Origin of the sequence: Reichenbachiella ulvae, from assembly GCF_025833875.1 — a bacterium.
Lineage (GTDB): Bacteria > Bacteroidota > Bacteroidia > Cytophagales > Cyclobacteriaceae > Reichenbachiella > Reichenbachiella ulvae.
The window spans coordinates 2,004,169-2,016,359 of sequence record NZ_JAOYOD010000001.1 but is presented as its reverse complement, the minus strand read 5'-3'; the positions used below and the strand labels follow the sequence as shown (position 1 = coordinate 2,016,359).

Here is a 12,191-nt window from a genome sequence, read left to right as displayed (position 1 = left end):
ATGTTATCAAATTCAGACAGGTAGAATCGAATAAACTTAAGGAGGTGGATGAGTCGATTTTATTTCTTTCTGGTGCTGGACGCCCGTTGTATCAGGCTAGTCTTGAGCTTAATCGTACTAGACGAATCAATGATCGGGTCACTTTTGTGCTCTAGAAGTTGTCTAGCGGCTAATTCCCCCATTTGCTTGGCAGGATGGTCAATGGTCGATAGTGCAGGGTCAATAATGGTACAGATAGGGTCATTGTTGAACCCTACAACAGCAAGCTCCTCAGGAACCTTGATACCAAGCTTTTTGGCACATTGGATAACACTCACAGCTGTCGTGTCATTAGATGCAAATATGCCATCAGGGCGATTTTTACCAGTTAATATTTTTTCTGCGGCTTTATAACCTTCTTCAGAATTGAGATGCTTCAGTTCCAATATGAGGCTATTGTCTACCGGGAGTCCTGCTTCAGTTAATGCGTTTTCGTAACCTGTACGCCTGTTTCTGTATACATTTCGATGTTGAGCTCCGGCAAAATGAGCAATGCGTGTACAACCTTGTTCTATTAGGTGTTTGGTAGCGATATAGGCTGAATGGGTATTGTCGATAACAACGAGATCGGTGTTGAGTGTTTCTGTGACTCGGTCTACAAATACCAAGGGAATTTCTTTGTCAAGAAAAGGTTTGAAATGCTCATAGGATTTGGTTTCCATCGCCAGGGAGACGATTAAACCATCAATTCTTGAATTGAAAAGGACATTGGCATTTTCAATTTCTAGTTTCACCTTGTCATGCGATTGGGCGAAAATTACATGGTAGCCCTTCTTTTTAGCTTCTGATTCTATACCGCCTATCAAGGTAGAAATAAACGGACGATCCACTCTGGAGATAATTACTCCGATGGTATGCGTCTTTTGATTTCTCAGGTTGGCAGCTACCACATTGGGCCTATATCCCAATTGAGAGGCTTTTTTCTCGACCTTTTTGATGGTTTCCTTCCCAATGCTTTTGTGTTTTTTAAGTGCACGTGATACGGTGGAGGGGGAGACGTTTAGCTCGGTGGCTATGTCGTATATAGTGATCTCCTTGCTTCTTTTCATTCGATTTTACTCTGGCTTATCCCTTTTTATTCCCTAAAGGTAGGTTGACTTTTTATTTATCCCAATTTATACACTTATTATGAAATAATACGCAATCGATTGTGTAAAAAGAAAATTCTCTCTACATTTGGATATTCCCGAGAACTAGGGAGTTCGTATTATAACATGATTGATGAAAAAGTAGCTTTTATGTCGTTTTATGAGCTTTTTAGCTTTATGGGATGAGACTTAAATCAAACTATATTATATGAATCATGATTACAAGACTAAGTAACTATTCTTACCGATTGCTTAAATATTATGCAATCAGTTGTTTGCTTGTTTTTGGCAGCTTGTCAGCTTTGGCGCAAGAGGCAAAGGTGAGCGGAAAGGTCACAGATGGAAGCAATGGTGACCCACTCCCAGGGGTGAGTGTATTAATTAAGGGTACAACTTCTGGGGTTGTGACCAATTTTGACGGAGAATACAGTATCAACGTACCTGTTGATGCGACATTAATCTTCAGTTTTATTGGATATGCCAAGCAGGAAGTAGCTGTAGCCGGTCGCAGTTCGATCGATGTGGGTCTTCCATTGGATGTACAATCCTTAGAGGAAGTGGTAGTAGTTGGTTATGGTACCATGGAGCGTTCGAACGTGACAGGTTCTATCTCTACTGTGGATGTAGAGGCCATCAACAAAGTGCCAGTACCTAACGTGGTAGAATCCCTAAGAGGTCAGGTAGCGGGTGTGCGAGTACAGAGAACCAGTGGTCAGCCGGGCTCTGGCGTGTCATTTACCATTAGAGGGATCAATTCTTTGGGTGAGGGTTCTGACAACATTCAGGAGGCGAATCAGCCAATTATTGTAATAGATGGTGTACCTCTTCCAGGTGGTAACTTGAACGAGTTGAACCCTGATGACATAGAATCTATCAACGTAATTAAGGATGCAGGCGCTGGTGCAATATATGGTTCCAGTGCAGCCAATGGGGTAATTTTGATCACCACAAAGAATGGTAGTGCTGGTAAGCCGACTATCAAGGTGAATGCTTCAGCGGGTATCAACGATATCAACACAAGGTTGAACCTGATGGATGGAGACGAGTATGTTCAATACTTGTTTGATTCTGGCCAGGGTACTACTATTAATGGTGTTTTGGATCCTAATGAAATAGAAAACTATGTGAATGGTGATTTTACAGATTGGCAAGATGAGATCTTGCAAACTGGTGAAGTGTACCAGGCAGGTGTTAGTGTTTCGGGTGGTTCAGAAAAGCTACGTTATTACTTGAATGGTGATGTTTATAGAGAAAAAGGGATTGTACAGAACTCTGACTACAATCGTTATTCTTTAAGAATTAACACTGACTATAAAGCTTATGATTGGCTAACGATAGGTACCAGAGTACAGTTGACCAGAAGTGATGCAGATGAGACTTCCAACACAATTGAGGATTTCGGTGGATCATTCGCTGCATTTGTTCCGATTCTGGACAATACGCCACTTGGTGATATTTATGATGATGAGGGTAACTATGTGAAATATGTCAGAGATGATAAGTTTCAAGTCAACCCCTTCCACAGGTACAATGAATCTGTTGTAGATCGATACGTCAATAGAACCTATGTGAACCCATACATTGAGATCAAAATAATCGACGGTCTGTCTTATACACTTAATACGTTTGCAGAGCAGAGAAACCAGTTTTACGGAAGATTTACTTCTAGTAATTATGGGGATGGTGATCCTAATACTGCTCGTATCCAGGAGCAAACTTCAACTAACTACTTGTTAGATAACATCCTTACTTACAAAAAGGTTTTCGGTAAGCATGGAATCAATGCCACTCTGGTATATGGTTTTCAGAAGAATGAATGGGAGCAGTATGATGCTTTCGCAGATAAAATGGGTACTGATTTGTTAGGGTATCATGCGATTGACGTATCTGCTTCTGCAGATCAAAGATTCAGCTGGGATACAGACGAGTGGGGACGTGTTTATACAGTAGGTAGGATAGGATATGACTACAACGATAAGTATGTCGTTACTCTGACCATGAGAAGAGATGGGTCTTCTAAATATACTGGAGACAATAAATATGGGTATTTCCCATCCTATTCAGCAGCATGGAATGTGCACAACGAGAACTTCTGGGGATTCGATTTCATGAATATGCTGAAAATAAGAGCAAGTTACGGTACACTAGGGAATGACCGAATTGGTACATATAGATACTATTCCAGACCTAATGTAAATGTGACAACCGAGGTGCCAGTAGATGATGACAATGATCCTTCTACTCCAGATGTGCTTAGAGATATAGCAGGTTATCAGATTGGAACTTTGGGTAATGAGTATCTGAAATGGGAAACCAGTAAGCAATTGAATATTGGTGTGGATCTCGGGTTCTTGAATGACAGAATTACCGCGACGGTAGATGCTTACCAAACCAATACGACTGATCTTCTTTTGCCACAATTGATTCCCAATACCAATGGATACGACAGCTACATAGCCAATATCGGTGAAACTAGAAATCAAGGGATCGATGTAGCATTGAGTGCGGATGTGATCGATGGATCGGATCTCAGATGGAATATTGCTGCCAACTGGGCCACTAATCAGAATGAAATTGTGAAGTTGAACCGTACAGGTCCAAATGGTGAACCGATTGATGATGAAGCGAATGGCTGGTTCATTGGGCAAAATATCAATGAGATATACAACTATGAATACATAGGGGTATGGCAAGCCGACGAGGCAGATGAAGCCTTGGTATACAATCAAGTGCCAGGAGATGCCAAATTCCGTGATGTGAACAATGATGGCCAAATCACCCCAGGAGATGATAGAGTGTTTTTGGGGAATTCTACACCAGATTGGTATGGCGGTTTGACCAACACCATTTCTTACAAAGGCTTTGAGCTTTCGGTATTGTTGGAATATGCGAAGGGAATCACTGTTGTAAACAACTTTTACGGAGGGTATACCGGTAGAGGAAATCAATTGGCCATTAATTATTGGACAGAAGATAACCCTAGTACGGAGTATCCGAGAGTGGGGTCATCCGATTGGACTGGAGTTAGAGGTGATGCGATTAAGACTGAAGATGCTTCCTATATTTCTTTGAGAAACGTGTCTTTGTCCTACAACCTTCCTTCTAAATTTTTAGAAAACACTCCGATCAAGGCTGTGTCAGTATTCGCAAGAGGTAACAACCTCAAATACTTCACTAAAATGAAAAATGCCTATTCTCCAGAAACGGGTAGAGGGCAATATCCTATAGTTAGAAACTTCAGATTTGGAGCATCATTAACTTTTTAAAAGAGATTGATTATGAAAAGTATAAAATATATAGTCGCAGTATTCTCTTTGCTGCTCATATCAGTGGGCTGTGAGGATGATATAATAGAACTAACAGAAAGAGATTCACTGCCAAGTGATCAAGCTTTGGCAGGTTTGAATGGTATGCAGACGACCTTGTTCGGCGTGTATGAAAGAGCAAGATCACTGCATGAGAACAATGAAATTTCGCTTTACAAGCAGTGCGGTACGGATATCGTACAGTCAGGTACTCACATGCAAGATGTAGGTAATGATGGTATGCGTGGAATGATGGAGTATGTAAATGCCTTTGATGCATCCAGTGCTCAAGTAAATAATATTTTTAGTGGCTTGAACCAATCCATTAGTGCGGTGGATGCCATTACCTCCTTTGGTGAGAATTTAGTACCTAAAAATGAGGACGAGGAACGAAAGAAAAATGACTACATCGGTCAGGCTTATTGTCTTCGTGCTAATGCATATCTAGAAATGGCTGAGAGATGGGACAATGTGGTTTTTCCTGACTTGGCTGAGCACGTAGACAGCATCAAATATGATTTTGATTTAAATGATCAAACGGCAGTTCTTGAGCAAGTCATCAGTGATGCAGAGGCCGCAGTTCCTTATTTGAGAACAAGGCTTGAAAATGCCAACGTGGGTGTTCCTTCAAAGGATATGGCGTATTTGTTGATCATGAAAGCCAATCTATGGTTGGGTAACTATGCCGAAGCAGCCCAGGCCGCAGAAGATGTGATTGCGCAAGGCGCACAGTTACAGCCATTGGATGGTATTTTTGGACTTGATGGCGGAAAAGGTGGTGAAGAGAATAATGAAGAGATCATCTTCTCCTGGATTTTTAGTGAAAACAATCAGGATAGACCACAGCGTACTGTTCAGATGTATGTGCCACTTTATGATAGAGTACCGGGTGTGGGTAGGACATTAGGTCAAGGAGGAAGACCATGGGCCAGACTGTCTCCTTCCGAATACTACTGGGATCTATTTGATAGTGATGCAGATGGCGATTTGAGTGATGAAGCAGATGGTCGTATCAGCGCTTGGCACAAGTTTGCTTGGACAATTGACGATATATCCAACCTGGATACTTCATTGCCAGGAGCAGAGTATTTGTCAGAAGGAGATCTTTTGACGGTTGATTCTCTCTACTTCCAGTCTTGGGCCTCAAACGATAGGGAAGCAAGATATCTGGAGCCTACCACTACGAAAACCTGGGAAGATGGTACTTACGGTAGATTGGCAGATGAAGCGCAAGGGTTTAGAAACATCATCGTTTACAGACTGTCAATGGCTTATATCCTGGGAGCTGAGGCGCATTGGAGAAATGGCAATGAAGCCAGAGCCCTGGAGTTGTTGAATGCAATTAGAGAGAGAGCCTATGGCAATACGAGTAATAACTTCTCTTCTATAGATTTAGAAACGATTATAGAGGAACATGCAAGAGAGCTTGGCCATGAGGGGCATAGATGGGCTTTCTTGAAGCGATTAGGGATTTTGGAAGAAAGAGTGAAAATGCACAATCCAAGTGCAGCGCCTAACATCCAGCCAAGACATGTTCGTTGGCCTTTGCCACAGAATTTTGTAGATCAAACAGGTGTACAGCAAAATCCTCAGTGGTAATCATTTTTAAATAAGCAAGAAATGAAAAATATCTTAAAATACATATATGGATTGATGGTGCTGGCTGTTCTATTATCAGTGGCCAGTTGCCAGGAGGATTTAGTAGATCCTGTGAATATCACGGATGTGAGTGTTACCTCATTGTATCAGGGAGAGGATATCTCTTTGACAGGAGAGGGTTTTGATCAAGTGCAATTCTTGTTCCTGGGCAATGAACAATTGGATTATACTTTAGAAGAAAACACAATTACTTTTACCGTTCCAGATACTTATCCGGTAGGTATGGCTACTATTACATTGGCCATGAAAGGAGCTCGACGTGAAACTCAAGAAGTGGAAGTATTGTTGAAACCTACTCCAGTGATTGGGCCGTTTACTCCATTCGTGCCAGTGGGAGAGGATGTGACTATAACTGGTACCAGTCTGGATAACAATACAATCGTTGCGATAGATGGTGTGCCAGCTACAATCGTTTCGGTATCAGATACAGAACTAGTTGTAACCGTGCCAAATGGTGTGAATACTAGTGGGGCAATTGAAATAGAAGTTACCACTGATTATGGTACTGATGTGACTCCTACTGCTTTCTATGCAATGGAAAACTTACTTGCCAATTCTGACCTAGAAGCTGGTGAAGGAGATGAGTTCACAGATTGGGAACAATTAAACAACGGAGATGTCATTACTGAGTTGCTAAATGGTTATGGCGGTACTCGTTCTATTCATGTAGCACCAACAGGAGCGAATCCCTGGAGTACGCAGATGGCCAGTACCGGAGTGCCTTTGACAATGGGAGCGGAATATACGATCGTTATGTGGGCCAAAGCGGATAATGCAGGTGCTTTCATGCGTGTGTCCGCATCACAATACGATGGCGCTGGAGCTGATTATTTCTATGGAGCAGATCAAGAGATAGCTGCTAATGCATGGCAACAATATACCTGGACATTTACGGTAGGTAAAGATCTACCAACGCATAGAGTAGTGCTAGATATGGGTGCAGGTAGTGTTCCATTTGCAATCGATCACATTGGTTTGGTGCCTGGTGTCGTTGGTGAGGCTGGAGCTATTGAGTTGCTGACAAATTCTGGATTCGAAGATGGATTAACTGATTGGGATATCCTGAATGGATCAGTAGAAGCTTCGGCTGAAGATGCTTATTGTGGAGCACAGTCGCTTAAAGCTGTTGGTACGGGAGGTAATCACTGGGATGTTCAGGTAGCAGTTAACCCAGATGTAGCACCTACATTGGATATCGGTACCATGTACGAATTGGGATTCTGGGCCAAAGCTGGTGGTGCAGATGGTGTGATGAGAGCTTCAGTATCTAGATGGGCAAGTGGACAGTCTGATGACTTCTTCTATACGCCAGAATTTACGGTTGCAGAGGATTGGACTTACTACTCATTTGTGTTCGAAGCTGCAGCTACTTCCACTGGCGTGCATCAAGTAGTAATGGATTTTGGATCTACAACACAGACTTTCTATATCGATGAAGTAAGTCTGAAAGAATATGATCCTACAAGTCTGTATGCCAATGGAGATTTTGAGGATGGTTTCAATAACTGGAGTATGTTAAATGGTACAGTAGAAGTTACTACTGCTGAGGCCTATGAGGGAACAAGTTCCTTGATGGCTACCGGAACAGGAGGAAACCACTGGGATATTCAGGTGGCTGCTGATGCTGTCGCATTAACAGAAGGTCAAGATTACAAATTGAGTTTTTGGGCTAAAGCTGCAGGACCAGATGGTGTCATTAGAGCATCTGTATCAAGATGGGCTAGTGGTCAGTCCGATGACTTCTTCTATACGCCTGAGATTACCGTCGCGGAGGAATGGACTTATTATTCTTATGTCTTTACTGCTGCAGCTACATCCACAGGAGATCACCAAGTGGTATTGGATTTTGGGTCTACTGCTCAAACATTCTATCTGGACAAACTTGTGATAGAAGAATTTGATAGTTGTGAATAGTAATTAGTTGCATATATCATGCTTATATAAAGCCGTCCACTTAGTGGACGGTTTTTTTGTGCTGGTGTATCTCATTCTGAAATGAAGTAGTCTCCGAAAAATGAATTACAATCCTGCCTTGTGCGGTGTAACACTCGTGAGTTAGCTTCTATTGGCTTTATCTCACTGTTAATTCCGGCTTTTGCTAATGCATAAAGCAGTTTTGATCTTTCTTCTAGGAATAGGGACAGATCAACATTCTGATTCCAATGGGGGTTAAAGCCGTTGTTTGAAATAATTACTCACTGCAGTGGGAATGAGCAAACAGAGGAAAGAAAAATGGCGAGCAAACTGAAGTTATTCAATCTACTCGCCAAAGTTGTGTGGATGCAATTAAGACCTACTCCAGAATGACCGTATAGACACTGTTAGGTGATATTGAAAGCTCAGCTTTACCTTCCGTAATTTCCAATTCGCTGTATCCTCTATTCACCGAGATATTGGTCAGAAAGGTATATGCTTTGTTTATATCTCTTTCAGCTGCCGATAGGTTCACTTTGATTGTTGCATTGGTGTCATTTAGGATAATGGCCACCAAATGACCTTCTCCCTGATAGGCAGTAATCGTCGCGTCAATAGAACTACTCGTTTCCAGATCTATTCTTTGATAGCCGGGTTTGATGAATTTAGAGAAATGTGAGTAGGCATAACCTCTTTTTAGAATTTCTCCATTGACCGTTCCCTCATCGCCATCACCAATGAATGAGTAGTAGCGCTTCAAGTACCACCAGATATAAGCATTCCAATTGTTGTTCATGGCGGTTTGCATTGTGCCTAGCATTTCCATGGTTTCATTCCATTTAGTCCCATCTTCTGCGGCTTGCCAATCCCCAACATTGAGATTCATCAGGTATTCTGTCATCCAGATCTCCTTTTCTTTACTTTCTGCTAAGGGGTAGGCTTCCTGACCTCCACCATAGATATGGCCAGCTATGATATCAAAATTGTTGAGCGCAGCTTCATCATTCAATAGCATGTCGGTATAGGCGTGATTGAAATTGAAGGATTCTGCACTGGTTACTTTAGCTCCCACTATTTTGTCTCCGTAATTTTTAATGAAATTTAAGATTTCACTGGAAGTCCAATCACATGATTCATAACTCACTTCAATATCGGGTTCATTTTGAATCGAAATGGCATAAATATCCACTCCATTGGATTCCATCAAAGAAATGAAATCATTGAGGTGGGAAACATAGGCACCATAGTTTTCTTCTAATAGATGGCCACTAATATCGCTGTTGTTGCTTTTGAGGGCTGGGGGAGGTGACCATGGTGAGGCTAAAATCTTAGCTCCATGACCTTGCGCACGCTTGGCTACATCTATGATCAAGGGCCATTCGTTTGGATTGGAAGCTATTCGTACTCTGAAAATACTAAGGCCCAGATCCTCATCACCAGACCCAAAAGCTTTATCGATTTCTTCGTTGTTGGGGAAAGTGGAGCCCCACATTTGATTGGCTCCTCCAAATCCAGAGATGGTTTGAAAGGTAGTCGACGGGATTAAGTTGATGTTGACCCCTGGGTCACTTCGGTCAGGTTGTTTTATATCTTCCTGACAGGAAAATAATGAGGTAATAAGGGCAAGCCCAAAATAGAATATTCGTTTCATCTTTTGCTGTGTTTTTGAAATGGATCAATCACCTAATAGTAATAGGTCACTGGGTTAGGGGGGGTAGGTATGCCACCTCTGGGCAGAGGTGGCTGTATCAAATGGTGTTATTTTATAACCAATCTTCTTTCTTCCGAAAGAGACGGGCCTTCAATTTTTACCAAATAAAGTCCTGCGGGTAGATCTATTTCTAGTTCTATTTTCTGTGTTAATTGGTGAGGACGATATTCTAACATTTTTTGCCCGCTGATATTCCTAATGGTCAATTTCTCAATTGCTTTATCAGACTGGACATGTAGTGAGCCATTGCTGATAGGGTTAGGGTAGATCAGGGTAGCCTTGGTGTTGAAACCGGTGTTTAATGGAGGGTCATACCCTTCACAAACGGAGTTGTAAGGGGTAATGTAGTCCTTGAGCCATGTTAGAGCGGATCTTTCTGTTCCATTGCTATTCATGATGTAGGCATCTTCACGCCACATAGTGCCCTGTCTATAGCCCCATAGAGTGACTCCTGCTACTGATGGATGCTCCCATATGGCCGGAAAAATCTCCTTGTATTTTTCAAGCTGGGTATTTTCACCCGGGCCGTCTATGTCTAGTTCTGTGATGTAAACAGGGAGACCATGCTTAGCCAGGTCATTGATGGCAGTGGTCATATCTTCTGCTGTCATATCTTTGACCGTAAAGGCATGCCCCTGAGCACCTACCGCATCGATCAACTCTCTTTCTGTCAACAGACCTATGATCTTCGAATAATCGTATCGATTATTTTCGCTATTCAGAAGATTGTATTCATTGATCATGAGTGCAGCATTCGGGCAATGTTCTTTGGCGAGCTCGAAGGCTTTGATGATCCAGTCATATCCAGTATCTCCACGACCGCCGAGGGCATTGGCGTAGTTTCCATTAGTCGAGCCAAATGGAGGGTCATTGATTGGTTCATTGACTACTTCAATAAAATCCGTATCAGGATATCGCTCACAGTATGCCATGATCCATTCTTCTATCTCTGCCAGTTGTTCTTCTTCTGTGAGGGTCTCGATCCAGGAAGGCTGTTGATTGCCCCATGCAAATACGTGCTGTTTGAAGAGAAGCCCATTGTCTTTCGCCAATTTATAGGCTTTATCAAGGTCTGTCCAATTCATCACATCCCGTTCTCTCTCTACCGATCCCCATTTTCCGCCATTTTCGGGAGTTACCTGGTTCCAATATTGGGTCCAGTCGCTATTGTTGCTCCCCTGAGAGATATTACCCAAAAATTTTCCGCAGTTATCCCATTGGATGATCTGTGAATGACTAGGTAAGTAAAAGAGCAAGGTAAAAACAGTCAGGCTAGTGGTCAATAGGTGTTTAGTCCAGTAATTCTTAATCATATTATCTTTTAACAAAGTCCATTATCATGTTTCTGGGGATAAATATAAACATTAGTAACGCAATCGGTTGCGTTGGTTTAAAATAAATGCTTTCTTTGTCGAGAAACATTTAATAAAAGGTGATTTGACTGGTATTTTGAATGGTTGTTCGGAATGCTACGAATCTTTAGACTTTATAGAATATATTTTTAGACCGGCAATCAGAAATCAGCCTTGTACTGATCTTCTTTCAATAGAAATTGTCCAAATAGCTAGAAAATATTTTTACAGGAAAGTCAATTGGGCAAATTACTTTTGACCTAACCAACATAGAATTAGAAAAATCAATGGGAGATTTTAGTGTAGAAAACAAAGTTGTAATAGTAACTGGTGGCTCTGGTGTATTGGGAGGCAGTATGGCGAGGCATTTTGCCCGGCATGGTTCCAAACTGGTACTCATAGGTCGCAACAAGGAGAAAATTGATGAAGCTGTTTCCGCTGTAGAGGAGCTGGGGGCTAATGCCCTGGGGATTGCATGCGACGTATTGGATTCAGATGGGCTAAAAAGCGCGAAGAAGCTGATTATTGATACCTTTGGTCAGATCGATGTGCTGATCAATGCGGCAGGGGGCAATGTGGCTGGAGCAACTCAAAGCAATGGGCAAGAGGTTTTTGATCTTAACCACGAGGCTTTGAATCAGGCCATTGATATCAATTTGAAAGGAGCGATATATCCTTCCCTGATTTTTGGTGAGGCCATTGCTAAAAACGGAGCTGGATCTATCATCAATATATCCTCTATGGCGACATATACGGCCATTACCAGGGTGATGGGGTATTCGGTAGCCAAGACGGGGGTAAATTCATTTACGCAATGGATGGCATCCGAAATGGCTCAGCGATTTGGAGACAAAGTCAGGGTCAATGCTATAGCGCCAGGCTTTTTCATCGGAGATCAAAACCGTAAGTTACTGTTGAACGAAGATGGCAGTCTGACCGAACGAAGCGAAAAGGTAATTGCCAAAACGCCGATGGGGCGATTTGGTGAGATCGATGAGCTCAACGGGGCGGCTCAGTTTCTATGTTCTGAGCAAGCGAGCTTCATTACTGGTGTAGTATTGCCAGTGGATGGAGGTTTTAGCGCCTTTAGCGGGGTATAATAGTAGATAAATTACATATGATG

The 12,191-nt window shown here is 42.2% G+C and carries 7 protein-coding genes; 4 read left to right on the top strand and 3 right to left on the bottom strand.

Features of this window, described 5'->3' with window-relative positions; genetic code table 11:
• Nucleotides 1-59: 59 nt before the first annotated feature.
• Nucleotides 60-1,088, bottom strand: a complete 1,029-nt coding sequence (locus N7U62_RS08035; protein WP_264137419.1) for a LacI family DNA-binding transcriptional regulator — start codon at nucleotides 1,086-1,088, stop codon at nucleotides 60-62.
• A 254-nt stretch (nucleotides 1,089-1,342) separates the two neighbouring features.
• Between N7U62_RS08035 and N7U62_RS08030 the strand changes: the two genes are divergently transcribed.
• The 3 genes from N7U62_RS08030 to N7U62_RS08020 are packed head-to-tail and all read left to right on the top strand — an operon-like array spanning nucleotide 1,343 to nucleotide 8,005.
• On the top strand, nucleotides 1,343-4,393 hold the full coding sequence (locus tag N7U62_RS08030; RefSeq protein WP_264137418.1) for a SusC/RagA family TonB-linked outer membrane protein: 3,051 nt from the start codon (nucleotides 1,343-1,345) through the stop codon (nucleotides 4,391-4,393).
• A gap of 12 nt (nucleotides 4,394-4,405) precedes the next feature.
• Nucleotides 4,406-6,031 (top strand): RagB/SusD family nutrient uptake outer membrane protein, encoded by a 1,626-nt coding sequence (locus N7U62_RS08025; protein WP_264137416.1) that lies wholly within the window; start codon nucleotides 4,406-4,408, stop codon nucleotides 6,029-6,031.
• Nucleotides 6,032-6,052: 21 nt separating this feature from the next.
• Nucleotides 6,053-8,005, top strand: a complete 1,953-nt coding sequence (locus tag N7U62_RS08020; RefSeq protein ID WP_264137415.1) for a carbohydrate binding domain-containing protein — start codon at nucleotides 6,053-6,055, stop codon at nucleotides 8,003-8,005.
• A 379-nt stretch (nucleotides 8,006-8,384) separates the two neighbouring features.
• On the opposite strand, the gene N7U62_RS08015 is transcribed toward N7U62_RS08020, so the two are convergent.
• Nucleotides 8,385-9,656 carry a glycoside hydrolase gene (locus tag N7U62_RS08015; RefSeq protein WP_264137414.1) on the bottom strand — a complete coding sequence of 424 codons (1,272 nt, stop codon included), beginning with the start codon at nucleotides 9,654-9,656 and terminating at the stop codon, nucleotides 8,385-8,387.
• Between the two features lie 107 nt (nucleotides 9,657-9,763).
• Nucleotides 9,764-11,029: an endo-1,4-beta-xylanase gene (locus N7U62_RS08010; RefSeq protein WP_264137413.1), complete on the bottom strand. Its 1,266-nt coding sequence runs from the start codon at nucleotides 11,027-11,029 to the stop codon at nucleotides 9,764-9,766.
• 326 nt (nucleotides 11,030-11,355) lie between these two features.
• Here N7U62_RS08010 and N7U62_RS08005 point away from each other — a divergent pair, with 326 nt between their 5' ends.
• Complete coding sequence (locus N7U62_RS08005) at nucleotides 11,356-12,168, top strand: SDR family oxidoreductase (RefSeq protein WP_264137412.1); 813 nt, start codon at nucleotides 11,356-11,358, stop codon at nucleotides 12,166-12,168.
• The last annotated feature ends 23 nt before the right edge of the window (nucleotides 12,169-12,191 follow it).

Excerpts from the sequence above, each read along its gene's own strand:
- N7U62_RS08035 (WP_264137419.1), bottom strand. The coding sequence starts at position 1,088 with ATGAAAAGAAGCAAGGAGATCACTATATACGACATAGCCACCGAGCTA.
- N7U62_RS08030 (WP_264137418.1), top strand. The coding sequence starts at position 1,343 with ATGATTACAAGACTAAGTAACTATTCTTACCGATTGCTTAAATATTAT.
- N7U62_RS08025 (WP_264137416.1), top strand. The coding sequence starts at position 4,406 with ATGAAAAGTATAAAATATATAGTCGCAGTATTCTCTTTGCTGCTCATA.
- N7U62_RS08020 (WP_264137415.1), top strand. The coding sequence starts at position 6,053 with ATGAAAAATATCTTAAAATACATATATGGATTGATGGTGCTGGCTGTT.
- N7U62_RS08015 (WP_264137414.1), bottom strand. The coding sequence starts at position 9,656 with ATGAAACGAATATTCTATTTTGGGCTTGCCCTTATTACCTCATTATTT.
- N7U62_RS08010 (WP_264137413.1), bottom strand. The coding sequence starts at position 11,029 with ATGATTAAGAATTACTGGACTAAACACCTATTGACCACTAGCCTGACT.
- N7U62_RS08005 (WP_264137412.1), top strand. The coding sequence starts at position 11,356 with ATGGGAGATTTTAGTGTAGAAAACAAAGTTGTAATAGTAACTGGTGGC.